Raw genomic sequence first — 14074 nt, 5'->3', positions numbered from 1 at the left:
TGAGAACGCCTCAGACCACCGGCGGCGTGCGGCCCCGGTGGATCTTCTCGCGCAGGCCCTGGATGATCTTGAAGAACACCGGCCCGAAGATCGCCCCCAGCACCGCCGAGGCGATGGCGCCGCCGAACACCGCGAGGCCCAGCGACACCCGGCTCGCCGAGCCCGCGCCCGAGGCGATGACCAGCGGGTAGACCCCGACCGCGAAAGCCAGCACCGTCATCATCACCGGGCGGAAGCGCAGCTTGGCCGATTGCATCGCCGCCTCGTGCAGGTCGAGCTCCGCCGCCTCGCGTTGCTGCTTGCCGAACTCGACGATCAGGATCGCCGTCTTCGCCGCCAGCGCGATCAGCATCAGAAGACCGATCTGCCCGTAGAGACTGAGCGGCTCCCCGGCGATCCTCAACGAGATCAGCGCTCCCAGAACCGCGAAGGGCACCGTGAGCAGCACGGCGACCGGCGTCAGGAAGCTCTCGTAGAGTGCCGCGAGGAAGAGGAAGGTGAACACAAGGCTCAGCCCCAGCGCGATCGGCACCGCGTTGCCCGAGGCCCGTTCCTCGCGCGAGGAACCGGTCCACTCGTAGCGGAAGCCTTCGGGCAGGGCGGTCCCGGCAACGGTCTCGAAGCTGTCCATCGCGTTGCCGGTGCTGAAGCCGCTGGCGCTGTTCGGAATGCCGGTGACCGTGGCCGAGTTGTAGGTGTTGTAGCGATAGAGCACGTCCGGCCCGGTGGTGGGCACCGGGGTGATCACGGTCGAGAGCGGCACCATGCCGCCCTCGCGGTTGCGCACGTAGAGCGTGTCGAAGGCGCGCTCGTTCTGGCGGAATTCGGCGTCGGCCTGGATCATCACCTTGTAGGATTGGCCGAAGACGTTGAAGTCGTTGATGTAGAGCGCGCCGAGCTGGGCCTGCAGGGCCAGGAAGATGTCCGAGATCTGCACCCCCAGCGTCTTCGCGCGCACCCGGTCGATGTCGAGGAAGAGCTGAGGCGCATCGGCCTTGAAGGTGGAATAGGCCAGCGCGATCTCATCCGCGCCATTGGCCGAGACGAGGAAGCTCTGCAGCGCGGCCGTCATCTCGTCCGGCCCGCGCCCCTGCGTATCCTCGAGCACGAACGAAAGCCCCTCGACCGCGCCGATGCCCGGCAGGGCGGGGGCGCCGAAGATGATCGTCTTGGCCTCGGGCATGTCGGAGAACATCTTGGTGAACTTCTGCTGCAGGAAGGCCTGACTGCTCTCGACTGTCGTGCGCTCCTTCCATTCCTTGAGCTTGACGATGATCATCCCGGCGTTGGACTGCAGCGCCGAGTTGAGGATCGAGTAGCCGTTCACCGAAAGCACGTTCTCGACCGCCTCATCCTCGCCGAGCGCATCGGTGAGCCGGTCCATGATCACCTCGGTCCGGTTCAGCGAAGCGCCCGAGGGCAGCTGCACGTCGACCATGAAGAAGCCCTTGTCCTCGGTCGGGATGAAGCTGGTCGGGGTGGTGGTGAAGAGCGAGTACATGGCGAAGAACAGCGCGGCGACGATGGCGATGGCGATGATCGCGTTCCTTGCAAGGAAGTCGACGATCCCCGCATAGACCCGCGTCACCCAGTCAAAGCCCTTGTTGAAGCCCCGGATGACGAAGTTCGGGTGCATCCCCGGCTTCATCAGCACCGAGGCCAGCGCCGGACTGAGCGTCAGCGCGTTGACCATCGAGATCAGCACCGAGACGGTGAGCGTCGCGCCGAACTGGCTGAACATCCGCCCGGTGATCCCCGGCAGCAGCAGCGTCGGTCCGAAGACCGCCGCCAGCACCAGCGAGGTCGCGACGATCGGCCCGGTCACCTCGGCCATGGCACGTTTCGTCGCCTCGACCGAGCCGATCTCGGGGTTCTCGTGCAGGATGCGCTCGACGTTCTCCACCACGATGATCGCATCGTCGACCACCAGCGCGATGGCAAGGATGAGGGCAAAGAGCGTCACCGTGTTGATCGTCATGCCGAAGGCGTAGAGCACCGCCAATGTGCCGATGATCGACACCGGCACCGCGATGGTCGGAATGAGTGTCGCGCGGACTGAGCCGAGGAAGATGTAGGTCACCGCCACCACCAGCAGGATGGTGAAGATCATGGTGATCACCGTCTCCTCGAGCGAGGCCTCGATGAACAGCGTGGTGTCATGGCCGATGACGTAATCGACGCCTTCGGGGAAGTACTGCTTCAGTTCCTCCATCTTCTCGCGCACCGCCTCGGCCACGTCGAGCGAGTTCGCCTCGCTCAATTTGTAGACCGCCAGCAGCACGCCGGGCTTGTTGTTGAACTCGCCGTAGCCCTTGTAGGCAAAGGCGCCGAGCTCGATCCGCGCCACGTCGCGCAGGCGCACCACCGAGCCCGCGTCATTGGCCGACAGGATGATGTCGCCGAATTCCTCCTCGGACTCGAGCCGGCCCTTGGTGGTCAGCACGTATTGGAACTGCGTGTCCTCCGCGGCGGGGGCGGCGCCGAGCGAGCCAACCGCGGCCTGCACGTTCTGCTCCTTCACCGCCAGCACGATCTCGTTCACCGTGAGATTGTGGTTGGCCATCTTCACCGGGTCGAGCCAGGCGCGCATGCCGTAGTCCAGCGCGCCGATGTTCTCGGCTGCACCGACACCGGCGATGCGGGCCAGCTCGCCCTCGACGTTGATCGAGGCGTAGTTCGACAGGAAGAGCCCGTCAAAGCGACCGTCGGGCGAGATGATGTCGACCACCATCAGGATGTCGGGGTTGCGCTTGCGCACCCGGATGCCGCGCTGGCGCACCTCGGCGGGCAGCGACGGCTCGGCCAGCGCCACGCGGTTCTGCACGTCGACCTGCGCCAGATCGGCATCGACGCCGGTCTCGAAGGTCACGGTCAGCGTGTAGGAGCCGTCGGAAGCGGCCTTGGATTCCATGTAGGCCATGCCCTCGGCGCCGTTCACCTCGTCCTCGATGGGCGCGGCGACGGCCTGCAGCAGGGTGGCGGCATCGGCACCGGGGTAATTGGCGCGGACCACGACCTTGGGCGAGGTGATGTCGGGATACTGGTCGATGGGCATCACGGTCAGCGTCAGAAGGCCGAACAGCGTGATGAGCATGGAAATGACGAAGGCGAACTTTGGCCGCCTGATGAAAAATAAAGGTCCCATGAAATTCTCCGCTGCCGGGGCTCAGCTGTCGTAGGGTTTCGGCGTGACGGTGAGGCCGGGGCGCATGCTCTGCAGCCCTTCGACGACCACCTGCTCGCCGTCCGCGAGACCTTCGGTGACTGTCCAGTTTGCGTCGCTGCGGACGCCGACGGTGATGTTGCGGCGCTCGACGGTATTGTCTTCGCCGACCACCCAGACGAAATGGCCCTGCTGGTCGAGGCTCACCGCCCTCTGTGGCACCAGCGGCGCCTGGATCGGCTCCAGCACCTGGCCGCGGATGGTCACGTTCTGGCCCGGCAGCAGCACGCCGTCGGGATTGGGAAAAAGCACGCGGGCGGCGATGGTGCCGGTGCTGGCGGCGCCGGTGTTGTCCCAGTTCTCGAAGGTGCCCTTCTCGGGGTAGACTTCACCGCCGGGCAGGATCGCCTCGAGTTCCAGCGGAGGGATCGAACCGCCGGCCTCCTGGATTTCAAGCCGCTTGGCGAGGAAGCCGAAGTAGTTGGACTGGTCGACCAGCCCGACCGCGTAGATCGGATCGAGCGAGACCAGCGTTGCAATGAAGCCTGGCTGGGTCGGGTCCCCGGGGGCGAAGAGGTCACCGACCGCAAACTGCGGCGCCGAAATACGGCCGCTGAAAGGGGCGTAGACCTTGGTGTCGGCGAGGTTTTCCTCTGCCTGGGCGATCTGAGCACTGGCCACGTCGACCTGGGCCTGCGCCACGTCGGCCTGGGCCTGCGCATATTCCACTTCGCGCTGCGAGACGGTGTTGCTCCGCGACAGTTGCGTCGCGCGGTCGAGATCGAGGTCAGCCTTGATCGCGGAGGCCTCGGCCTGCTTCAGCGCCGCGTGCGCCTGGGCTAGGGCGATGCGGAAATCGGTCTCGTCCATCTCGACCAGAAGCTCACCCTCTTCGACGTAGCTGCCGGCGGTGATGTGCAGCGCGGTGATCTGCGCCTGGATCGGGGGCCGGATCGATGCGGTGTTCAGCGCCTCGATGCGGGCCGGATGGGAGAAGGAGGGACGGATGCTCTGGGTTTCCACGGTCTGCACAAGAACCGTGGGGCCGGGCGCCTCGGCATTGTCCTGCGCCAGGGAGGGGGCGGCGGGAATGGAAGCAAGGATAAACGCGCACAGAGATACAGCCGAAAACGACTCAATCAGTCTAATGAACATATCAATGGTCCTTCCAAGGACGGATCTATGCGTCTGAGTTTACACGATTTGGATGAAATAGCGACAACCTCCGCACCCGGGGCGCGAGCTTCCGCGCATAGCCAAGATTTCGCGATTGAGTTTTTGCAGGACCCCGCATGAAGGGCAGTTTTCGCTGCCGCGCAACCCGCGCTTTCTTGTCATACGAAAAGATTGACAGTCATCATACAAGTCGGCCATAAACGCCGCGTAACGTCATACGCATCTATGGGAGGAGATGATGATGTACTTCACCAAGACCAAGACGGCACTGGTTGCGGCCACCGCGCTCTGCGGCCTGCTGGCAGGGGCGGCGCAGGCAGAGACCTGGCGCGCCTGGGCGATTCACCCCGAGGATTATCCGAACGTCGTCGCGATGCAGCAGTTCGCCGACGAGGTGACCGAGAAAACCGAGGGCCGGATTGAGCCGACGGTCTACGCCAACGGCGTGCTGGGCGCGCAGCCCGATGCGATCGAACAGGTCCGTGCCGGCGCCATCGCGGTGGGGAATTTCAACATGGGCCCGATGGGCGAGATCGTCCCGGCGACCAACGTGCTGTCGCTGCCCTTCATCTTCCGCGACGTGGATCACATGCACAAGGCGATGGATGGCGAGATCGGCCAGCGCTTCTCGGATGCGCTGTCCGGCGAGGGCCTTGTCGCCCTGTCGTGGTTCGACAGCGGTTCGCGCTCCTTCTACAACACCAAGCACCCGATCGAGACTCCGGCCGACATGGACGGCATGAAGTTCCGGGTTATGAGCAACGATCTCTACGTGCAGATGGTCGACCAGCTCGGCGGCAACGCCACGCCCATGGCTTATGGCGAGGTTTACCAATCGCTAAAGACCGGGGTGATCGACGGGGCCGAGAACAACTACCCGTCCTTCGAGAGCTCGAACCACTACGAGGTCGCGAAGTACTACTCGATCACCAACCACCTGATCATCCCCGAGTGCATCTGCGTCTCGACCAAGGTCTGGGACAAGGTCTCGGACGAGGACAAGGCGATTGTCACCGCGGCGGCAGTCTCGGCGGCGGAAACCCAGCGCGAGCTCTGGGCCGAGCGCGAGGGCGCCTCGAAGCAGAAGGTGATCGACAGCGGCGTGGCGGTCAACGAGGTCACCGACCCCGCGGCGTTCCAGGCGGCGATGGAGCCGGTCTACGCCAAGTTCATCGAGAGCAATCCGGATCTCGAAGGCCTGATCCGCGACATCCAGGCGATCAAGTGATCTGAGGCAGGCTCAGGCGTGTCCCCGCGGGGACACGCCCATTCCGGGAGAGACCATGGCACAGAGCCACGTGGCCGGGGCAGGGGCCGTCTATCGCCTGCTCGACCTGCTGGCGCGGGTCTGCGTGACGGTGGCCGGAACCGGCCTCGTCGTCCTCATCGCCATCTTCGGCTGGCTGGTCTGGGGCCGCTACGTGATGAACGACACCCCCACATGGGTCGAGCAGCTGGCGCTGCTGTTGGTGGTCTGGATCACCTTTCTTGGGGCTGCCGCGGGTGTCTGGGGCCGAACCCACCTGTCGGTGGACTTCCTGCGCGATGCCTTCCCCGGCCCGGTCGCCATGGTGATGAAATGGCTGGCACTCATCGGCGTGCTGGTCTTCGCGCTCTGCCTCGGATGGCAGGGGTTCATCCTGGCCGAAAACACCTGGGCGCGCACCGTGCCGATGCTCGGCATCTCCGAGGGTATGCGCGCCGTGCCCATGGCCATCTGCGGCGCGCTGAGCGCGCTCTTCACCCTCTATCAAATGGCCGAACTGGCGAAGGGCCGCGGGTACTGACATGGGTTTGATCATTCTTTTCGGCACGTTCGGCTTTGGCCTCATCTGCGGCATGCCGGTGGCCTTCGCGCTGGGCCTCGCTGCGGTCGGCGGCTTCGTCTACGAGGGCTTGCCGCTCTTCATCGCCTTCCAGCGGGTGCTCTCGGGCATCTCGGTCTTTTCGCTGCTGGCCATTCCGTTCTTCATCTTCGCTGGCGAGCTGATGATGCACGGTGGCATCGCCGGCCGGCTGGTGCGGCTGGCCTCTTCGGCGGTGGGCTCGATGAAGGGCGGGCTCGGCGTGGTCAACGTCGCCTCGTCCATGCTCTTCGGCGGTATCTCGGGTTCGGCGGTGGCCGACACCTCGGCGCTGGGCTCGATCCTCATCCCGGTGATGAAGGAAAAGGGCTATGATCCCGACTACGCGGTGAACGTCACGGTGACCTCCTCGGTGGCCGGCGTGGTGATCCCGCCCTCGCACAACATGATCCTCTTTGCGGTGGCGGCGGGGGGCGTGTCGGTCTCGAAACTGTTCATCGCCGGCGTCATCCCGGGCATCCTGATGTGCCTCTGCCTCGGCATCGTCGCCTACCTCGTGGCCGTGCGCCGCGGTTACCCTTCCGAAACCTTTCCCGGCTGGAAGGCCCTGGGCTTGTCGTTCATCGTCGCCCTGCCGGGGCTGATGACTGCGATCATCGTGGTGGGCGGGGTGCTGTCGGGCGTGATGACGGTGACCGAGTCCGGGGCCTTCGGCGCGATCTGGGCCATCCTCGTGACCACCTTCGTCTACCGCGAACTGAGCTGGGCGGGTTTCAAGACTGCCGTCGTCAGCTCGGTGCGCACCACGGCGCTGGTGATGATGCTGGTGGCGACGGCCTCGGCCTTTTCCTACCTGCTGACGCTCTACCGGGTGCCTGATCTGCTGGCCCATGCGGTCACCGGCATCTCGGACAACCCTTTCGTGATCCTGCTGCTGCTCAACCTCATCCTGCTGGTGCTCGGCATGATCATGGACATGGCGGCGCTGATCCTGATCTGCACCCCGATCTTCCTGCCCGTCGCGGTGGGGCTCGGCATGGACCCGGTGCAGTTCGGCGTGATCATGATGATGAACCTCGGCCTCGGTCTCTGCACCCCGCCGGTGGGCGCCTGCCTCTTTGTCGGCTGTGTCGTCGGCGGCGTCAGGATCGAACATGCGGTGAAGACGATCCTGCCGTTCTACGCGGCGATCTTCGTGGCGCTGATGCTGGTGACTTACGTGCCCGCCTTCTCCATGTTCCTGCCGAGCCTGATGGAGTGAGAGACATGATGAAACGTATCCTGATCACCGGCGCGGCGGGCCAGCTTGGCACCATCCTGCGCGAGACGCTGAAACCCCACGCCAAAGAGCTGCGCCTGTCGGACATCACCGAGATCACCGACCTTGGCCCGAACGAGACCTTCGTGCAATGCGACATCGCCGACGGCGCGGCGGTGAAATCGCTGGTCGAGGGCTGCGACGGGGTGGTGCATCTCGGCGGCATCTCGGTCGAGAAGAATTTCGACCTGATCGAGGCGGCCAACCTGCGCGGCGTCTACAACCTCTATGAGGCGGCGCGGCAGCATGGTCAGCCCCGGATCATCTTCGCCAGCTCCAACCACACCATCGGCTACTACCGGCAGGACGAGCGGCTGAAGCATACCGACCCGTTCAAGCCCGACGGACTCTACGGCGTGTCGAAGATCTTCGGCGAGGCGGTGGCCAGCCTCTACCACGACAAGTTCGGGCAGGAGAGCGCATTGGTGCGCATCGGCTCCTGCACCCCGAAGCCCGAGAACTGGCGGATGCTGTCCACATGGCTCAGCCCGCGCGACTTCACCTCGCTGATCATGGCCGCCTTCACTGCGCCGCGGCTCGGTTGCACGGTGGTCTGGGGACAGTCGGCCAACGACATGGGCTGGTGGGACAATTCCCACGCCGCCTTCCTCGGCTGGGTGCCGCAGGACAATTCCCAGGACTTCGCCGAGGAAATCCGCCGGACCGTGCCGCGCCCCGGCCCCGAGGATTCGGTGGCGAAATATCAAGGCGGCGTCTTCACCGACGAGCCCATCCACCAGAGCTGACCTTTCAAACCCCATTCCCCAAGGCCCGCAGGCGCGCGCCCCCAAACAAGAGGACCCACGCATGGACCCGCAACAGATCAAAGAAGCGCTCGGCTCCGGCCTGCTTTCCTTCCCGGTCACCCCGTTTGACGCCGAGAACAAGTTCGCCGCCGATCCCTACCAGAAACACGTCGAATGGCTCTCGGGCTTCGACGCGCCGGTGCTCTTCGCCGCGGGCGGCACGGGCGAGTTCTTCTCGCTGACCCCGGACGAGATCCCGGCCATCGTCAAGGCCGCCAAGGAAAGCGCCGGCAAGACCGCGATCGTCTCGGGCTGCGGCTATGGCACCGAGATCGCCAAGGGCATCGCCCGCTCGGTCGAGGCGGCGGGGGCCGATGGCATCCTGCTGCTGCCGCACTACCTGATCGACGCCCCCCCAGGAAGGTCTCTACGAGCACGTAAAGGCGGTCTGCGACGCCACCGGCATGGGGGTCATGGTCTACAACCGCGACAACGCCGTGCTGCAGGCCGACACGCTGGCCCGGCTTTGCGACGCCTGCCCGAACCTCGTCGGCTTCAAGGACGGCACCGGCGACATCGGCCTCGTCCGGCAGATCACCGCCAAGATGGGCGATCGGCTGATCTACCTCGGCGGCATGCCGACGGCGGAGCTTTTTGCCGAGGCCTATCTCGGCGCGGGCTTCACCACCTACAGTTCGGCGGTGTTCAACTTCGTCCCGGCGCTGGCCAACAGGTTCTACGCCGCGCTTCGGGCCGGGGATCGCGCCACTTGCGAAGACATCCTCAAGAGCTTCTTCTACCCGTTCATGGAGTTGCGCTCGCGCCGCAAGGGCTACGCGGTTTCGGCGGTCAAGGCGGGCGTGCGTCTGGTCGGCTTCGATGCGGGCCCGGTGCGGGCGCCGCTGTCGGATCTCACCGGCGAGGAGGAAGAGATCCTCAAGGCCCTGATCGACGCTCACCAGTAAGACGAAGGCAAGACCCATGAAGATCACCGAGATCCGCACCCACCTTCTGGAACACAAGCTGGAGACCGCCTTCGAGAGCGCCTCGATGCGCTTCGACCGGCGGGTGCATCTGCTGGTCGAGGTGATCTGCGACGACGGTACCACGGGCTGGGGCGAATGCCTCGGCCCGGCGGGCCCGAACCGTGCCATGGTCGAGGCCTACACCCCCTGGCTGCTGGGCAAGGACCCGCTGGAGACCGAGAAGCACTGGGCGGTGCTCTACAACGCGCTGCGCGACCAGGGGCAGCGGGGGATTTCCGTCTGCGCCCTGTCCGGCATCGACATCGCGCTCTGGGACATCAAGGGCAAGCATTTCGGCGTGCCGGTCTCGACGCTGCTCGGCGGGCGCTTCCGCGAGAAGCTGCGCTGCTACGCGACGGGCTCCTTCAAGCGCGACGGGGTGGACCGGGTGGCGGACAACGCCGAGGAGATGGGCGGCCATGCGGCGGCCGGTTTCCACGCGGTGAAGATCAAGATCGGCTTCGACCCCGCCGAGGACCTGCAGGTGATCAAGGCGGTGCGCGAGGCGATCGGCCCGGATACCCGGCTGATGATCGATGGCAACCACGGCTACGACGTGATCGAGGCAGTGCGCGTCGGCAATGCGGCCGCCGAGTATGACATCGACTGGTTCGAGGAGCCGGTGATCCCCGAGCAGCTCGATGCCTATGCCGAGGTCCGCGCGCGCCAGCCGATCCCGGTGGCGGGCGGCGAGACATGGCACACCCGCTGGGGCTTTGCCGAGCCGCTGCGCCGGCGGGTGATCGACATCGCCCAGCCCGATCTCTGCGGGGTCGGCGGCTTCACCGAGGCGAAACGCGTGGCCGATCTTGCCACGTTGCACGGGGTGCGCGTGGTGCCGCATGTCTGGGGCACGGCGGTGCAGATCGCCGCGGCTTTGCAGTTCATGGCGGCAATGGTGCCCGACCCGGTGCGGCGGGGCCCCATCGAGCCGATCCTCGAATTCGACCGTACGCACAACCCGTTCCGGCAGGCGGTGGTAACGCGGCCGATCGAGCACGAGAACGGTTGGGTCAGCATCCCCGACGCGCCCGGGCTGGGCATCGAGATCGACCGGGACGCGCTAAAGGAATTTGCGCCGAAGGGGTGAAGCGAGGCCCCGGGGAGCGCCAGCCCGCCAGGACGGGAAGGCGCTCGCCCGGCGGGCATCGTCCTTCGCCCCGGGTGGATCAGCGCATCAGCGTAGGCGCACAATATGAGGAGGTTTCCATGATCGACCGAAAGCTCACCGGCGCGAAGCCGAAGACCCGGATGCCCGCAGGCACCTGCGACACGCAGATGCACATGTACCTGCCGGGCTACAGCTGGCGCGAGGACGGCAAGGGCGTGCCCGCCGAGCCCCTGCCCACGCCCGAGATGTACCGCAAGACGATGGGATGGCTCGGCATCGACCGGGTGGTGATCACCCAGGGCAACGGCCACCACATGGACAATTCCAGCCTGCTCGCCTGCGTCGCCGAGATGGGCGACTGCGCGCGCGGCGTGGCGGTGATCACCGGCGAGACCTCGGATGCCGAGATGGCGCGGCTTGCCGAAGGCGGTATCGTGGGCGCACGCATCATGGACCTGCCCGGTGGGGCGGTGGGGCTCGATCGGCTCGAGGAGGTCGACGCGCGCGCGGCGCAGGCGGGCTGGATGATGGCGGTGCAGTTCGACGGCACCGCGCTGCCGGAGCTGGAGCCGCGCCTCGCCAAGCTGAAATCCAGATGGGTGCTCGACCACCACGGCAAGATCTTCGGCGGCATCACCCCCGAGCATGTCGCCACCATCAAGCGCCTCATCGACACCGGCAATTGCTGGTTCAAGCTCGCTGGCTGCTACGAGGCGACCACCACCTCGGGCCCCGACTATCCCGACATCGCCGCGCTCAGCCGCGAGATCTGCGCCCATGCGCCCGAGCGCATCGTCTGGGGGACCAACTGGCCGCACAATGCCGCCAGCCGCACCGAGGACTATCCCGACGACGCGCATTTGCTGGACCTCGCCATGAGCTGGCTGCCGGACACGGCGGCGCAACGGCTGGTGTTGGTGGAGACCCCGCAGCAGCTCTATGGTTTTCCGCATCTGGGATAGCGAGACAGCCTGGCGCCGCGGGGGCGAGCCCCGCGGCCATCGGCGCGGCACACCGGCTGAGCCGGCGCGCGCTTCCGAAATTCCGACCGTTAGGCGGGGGTGCGGGCGGTGAGCCTTTGCGCCGCCGCCATCATCAGCGGGCCGACCCCCTTGGCGTCATCTTCGACGATGTCCTCGCTGAGGTAATACTCGCGCGAGCCGTCGCGCATCTTGCCGTCGAAGCCGCCGAGGCCCGCCACGTGGCAAATTCGGGTGAGGCGGGTCACGCCGCCCTTGGTCTCCAGCCGGGTCTCGACCAGCGCGTCATAGGCGCGTTGCCCGGCGTCGAACCACTCGCCGAGCCCCAGCTCGGTGCCGCGCATCAGCGCGTAGGCGAACATGGCCGAGGCCGAGCTTTCCTCGTAGTTGCCCGGCAGTTCCTGCGCGTCGAGCACTTGCGGCCAGAGGCCCGACGCCGCCTGCTGGCGCACCACGGCATTGAGCAGCTCGAGGGTCTGGCGCTTCGGCGCGCGGTCGGGGACCAGCGCGCAGATGTCGACCAGCGCCATGGCCAGCCAGCCCACCGCCCGCGCCCAGACGGCAGCCGACTGGCCGGTCTCGGGGTCTGCCCAGCCCTGTGCCTTGGCCGCGTCGTAGCCATGCACGTAGAGCCCCGCCGGGCCACGGGTCAACTCGAGCGCGCGCGAAAGCTGCGCCAGCGCGTCCTCGACCAGCGCCGGCTGCTTGCTGCGCAGCCCGTATTCGATCTGGAAGGGCAGGCCCATGTAGAGCCCGTCGAGCCAGACCTGCTGGGGGTAGCGTTGCTTGTGCCAGTAGTTGCCCGCCGCCGTCCGCGGGTGGTCCGAGAGCTGCTCGGCGAGGAGCCCGGCGGCGGCCATGTAGCGCGGATCTCCCGTCTCATCCGCGAGGTGGAAGAGGCAACGCCCGGCGAGGATATGGTCGATGTTGAACTCGTCGATCCGGTAACCTGCGAGCCTGCCGTCGGGGGCGATTTGCGCGTCGGTCAGACGCTTTAGGTGATCCCACCAGCGCGCCTCGCCGGTGGCCTCGTGCAGAAGGGCAAGGCCGCGGTAGACGCAGCCGTCCTCGTAGCACCAGCTGCCGTCCTTGTAGTGGCTGTAGCGGGCCGCAAAGGCATCGAAATAATCCAGAACATCGGGAAGGGTCATGGCTGGGCGGGGCTCCGGTTGAGGAAGTCATCGGTGCTGAGCGGGGCGGTGTCGGCAGAGATCTCTCCGACGACCACGGCGTGTTCGGCGAGCACGCCTGCGTGGCGCAGGGCGCGCACGCCGTCGGCCATGAGCGGTGGCTCGGGGCGGGCGGCGGGGTCATGAGAGACCAGCGTGACCTTCGAGAGCCGGATCGGACCGATCGGGGCCTCGGGCAGGCCGAGGAAGGCGCCGAGCGCATGGGCAAGGCCCCGGACCTCTACATCCTCGGCGATGATCTCGCCGATGTGCGGCGTCAGGTGGCTGATCGCGGCGGGCTCGCGGGACTGCACCCAGCCCGCGTGGCCGTCGTGGTCGCAGTAGTAATGGGCGTTGGCCGAGAAGGCGGTGAGCACCCCGTCCATGGTGACGTTGCGCATGGCGATGCGGGCGATCTCGCCGCCGCGGCCGCGCCGGGTCTTCAGCCGCAACCCGCGGTCGGTGCCGACCATCTCGCAATCGGAGACGGTCACGTCGGTGACGCTGCCCGACATTTCCGAGCCGATGACACAGCCGCCGTGGCCGCGCTCCATCAGGCAGTGCTGGACGGTGACGCGGCGGGTGGGGCGCAGGTGGTCTTCCTCGCCCTTGTCGCCGCGCTTGCCGGCCTTGATCGCGATGCAGTCGTCGCCGACAGAGAAATGGGTGCCGAGGATGATCACATCCTCGCACATGTCGGGATCGAAGCCGTCGGTGTTGGGGCTGTCATGCGGCGCCTGAATGCTGAGGCCCACGGCAAAGAGATCGCGGCAGCCCTGCGGGTGGATGGTCCAGCTCGGGGCATTGCGGATGGTGAAACCGATGAGCCGGGTGGCCTCGGCGTCGATGAGGTGCAGCCCGCGCGGGCGGCGGGCGCCATCGCGGCGTTCCTTCGCCCAGGTCCACCAGTCGCCGCGGTCGCCGCCGCCGTCGAGCGTGCCGAGGCCCTCGATGGTGAGCCGTTCGGTGCGGATGGCGTGCAGCGGGGCGCGGAAGCAGGGCTCCGGCAGACCCTCCCACGAGCCGAGCATCGTGCCATCGGGGTTGCGCGCGGGCAGGATCGGCCAGCCGCTGCGGTCGGAGGGGGCGGCGAGGGTGGCACCTTCCGAGAGATGCAGGATCATGTCCGAACGCAGCTCGACCGGGGCGCAGATCCAATGGCCCGGTGGGACGATCAGCGTGCCGCCCTTTGGCAGCCTGGCGATGGCCTGGGCAAAGGCGGCGGCATTGCCGGCGGCAGCAAGGGGCGTGTCGGGCAGACCGGGGCGGGCGCCGAAATCGGTGACGTCCAGCGCGCCGGGGCAGGGGGCGGTGGTGAAGCCGAGCGCCTCGCCGCCGCAGTCAAAGCGGTACTCGGTGTCCGGCTCAAGTGGGCCGAGCGGCAGCACCACACGAGAGGCCGCGCCTTCGGCCACGGTCACGCCAGCGCGGCTCAGGCGCCAGGGGCGGGCCGGCGCGAGCGTGAAGCGGGCGGGCGGCGGTGCGAGGCACAGCACGGCCATGCGCGGGGTCACCGCGGCGCAACGGAGGGTCATGGAACGGACTTTCGTCTGGGTGGGGAGCGGGGCGGCCCCGAGCGGT

At 66.8% G+C, this 14074-nt stretch carries 10 protein-coding genes and 1 pseudogene; 7 read left to right on the top strand and 4 right to left on the bottom strand.

Features of this window, described 5'->3' with window-relative positions; all coding sequences use genetic code 11:
* Positions 1-10: 10 nt before the first annotated feature.
* Both CLG85_RS15160 and CLG85_RS15155 read right to left on the bottom strand, forming a co-directional pair.
* On the bottom strand, positions 11-3145 hold the full coding sequence (locus tag CLG85_RS15160) for an efflux RND transporter permease subunit (RefSeq protein WP_095881485.1): 3135 nt from the start codon (positions 3143-3145) through the stop codon (positions 11-13).
* Positions 3146-3166: 21 nt separating this feature from the next.
* Positions 3167-4318: an efflux RND transporter periplasmic adaptor subunit gene (locus CLG85_RS15155; protein WP_095881486.1), complete on the bottom strand. Its 1152-nt coding sequence runs from the start codon at positions 4316-4318 to the stop codon at positions 3167-3169.
* Between the two features lie 262 nt (positions 4319-4580).
* Between CLG85_RS15155 and CLG85_RS15150 the strand changes: the two genes are divergently transcribed.
* The 7 genes and pseudogenes from CLG85_RS15150 (at position 4581) to CLG85_RS15120 (ending at position 11306) form a co-directional block, all read left to right on the top strand.
* On the top strand, positions 4581-5567 hold the full coding sequence (locus tag CLG85_RS15150) for a TRAP transporter substrate-binding protein (protein WP_095881487.1): 987 nt from the start codon (positions 4581-4583) through the stop codon (positions 5565-5567).
* A 55-nt stretch (positions 5568-5622) separates the two neighbouring features.
* Complete coding sequence (locus CLG85_RS15145) at positions 5623-6126, top strand: TRAP transporter small permease (protein ID WP_095881488.1); 504 nt, start codon at positions 5623-5625, stop codon at positions 6124-6126.
* A 1-nt stretch (position 6127) separates the two neighbouring features.
* Complete coding sequence (locus CLG85_RS15140) at positions 6128-7405, top strand: TRAP transporter large permease (RefSeq protein WP_095881489.1); 1278 nt, start codon at positions 6128-6130, stop codon at positions 7403-7405.
* A 5-nt stretch (positions 7406-7410) separates the two neighbouring features.
* Positions 7411-8208: an NAD-dependent epimerase/dehydratase family protein gene (locus CLG85_RS15135; RefSeq protein WP_095881490.1), complete on the top strand. Its 798-nt coding sequence runs from the start codon at positions 7411-7413 to the stop codon at positions 8206-8208.
* A 61-nt stretch (positions 8209-8269) separates the two neighbouring features.
* A pseudogene (gene kdgD / locus CLG85_RS15130) lies at positions 8270-9173 on the top strand (5-dehydro-4-deoxyglucarate dehydratase).
* A 16-nt stretch (positions 9174-9189) separates the two neighbouring features.
* Complete coding sequence (locus CLG85_RS15125) at positions 9190-10323, top strand: mandelate racemase/muconate lactonizing enzyme family protein (RefSeq protein ID WP_095881492.1); 1134 nt, start codon at positions 9190-9192, stop codon at positions 10321-10323.
* A 119-nt stretch (positions 10324-10442) separates the two neighbouring features.
* Entirely contained in the window at positions 10443-11306 is an 864-nt protein-coding gene (locus CLG85_RS15120) for an amidohydrolase family protein (RefSeq protein WP_095881493.1), read from the top strand.
* 89 nt (positions 11307-11395) lie between these two features.
* On the opposite strand, the gene CLG85_RS15115 is transcribed toward CLG85_RS15120, so the two are convergent.
* Together CLG85_RS15115 and pglA are read right to left on the bottom strand one after the other, a co-directional pair.
* The gene (locus CLG85_RS15115; protein ID WP_095881494.1) at positions 11396-12475 is read right to left on the bottom strand and encodes a glycoside hydrolase family 88/105 protein; all 1080 of its coding nucleotides are present in this window, start codon (positions 12473-12475) and stop codon (positions 11396-11398) included.
* Entirely contained in the window at positions 12472-14028 is a 1557-nt protein-coding gene (gene pglA, locus CLG85_RS15110; protein ID WP_260349500.1) for a polygalacturonase PglA, read from the bottom strand. The genes CLG85_RS15115 and pglA overlap by 4 nt, the downstream gene beginning before the upstream one ends.
* Between the last annotated feature and the right edge of the window lie 46 nt (positions 14029-14074).

The sequence above is a fragment of the Alloyangia mangrovi genome (genome assembly GCF_002300555.2).
Taxonomy (GTDB): domain Bacteria; phylum Pseudomonadota; class Alphaproteobacteria; order Rhodobacterales; family Rhodobacteraceae; genus Salipiger; species Salipiger mangrovi.
The sequence above is the reverse complement of the archived record's forward strand: the minus strand, read 5'-3'. Positions and strand labels throughout refer to the sequence as shown.

Bases quoted from the DNA above. Each gene is read 5' to 3' on its own strand.
- CLG85_RS15120 (WP_095881493.1), top strand. From the start codon at position 10,443: ATGATCGACCGAAAGCTCACCGGCGCGAAGCCGAAGACCCGGATGCCC.
- CLG85_RS15155 (WP_095881486.1), bottom strand. From the start codon at position 4,318: ATGTTCATTAGACTGATTGAGTCGTTTTCGGCTGTATCTCTGTGCGCG.
- CLG85_RS15135 (WP_095881490.1), top strand. From the start codon at position 7,411: ATGATGAAACGTATCCTGATCACCGGCGCGGCGGGCCAGCTTGGCACC.
- CLG85_RS15125 (WP_095881492.1), top strand. From the start codon at position 9,190: ATGAAGATCACCGAGATCCGCACCCACCTTCTGGAACACAAGCTGGAG.
- CLG85_RS15160 (WP_095881485.1), bottom strand. From the start codon at position 3,145: ATGGGACCTTTATTTTTCATCAGGCGGCCAAAGTTCGCCTTCGTCATT.
- CLG85_RS15140 (WP_095881489.1), top strand. From the start codon at position 6,128: ATGGGTTTGATCATTCTTTTCGGCACGTTCGGCTTTGGCCTCATCTGC.
- CLG85_RS15115 (WP_095881494.1), bottom strand. From the start codon at position 12,475: ATGACCCTTCCCGATGTTCTGGATTATTTCGATGCCTTTGCGGCCCGC.
- pglA (WP_260349500.1), bottom strand. From the start codon at position 14,028: ATGACCCTCCGTTGCGCCGCGGTGACCCCGCGCATGGCCGTGCTGTGC.
- CLG85_RS15145 (WP_095881488.1), top strand. From the start codon at position 5,623: ATGGCACAGAGCCACGTGGCCGGGGCAGGGGCCGTCTATCGCCTGCTC.
- CLG85_RS15150 (WP_095881487.1), top strand. From the start codon at position 4,581: ATGTACTTCACCAAGACCAAGACGGCACTGGTTGCGGCCACCGCGCTC.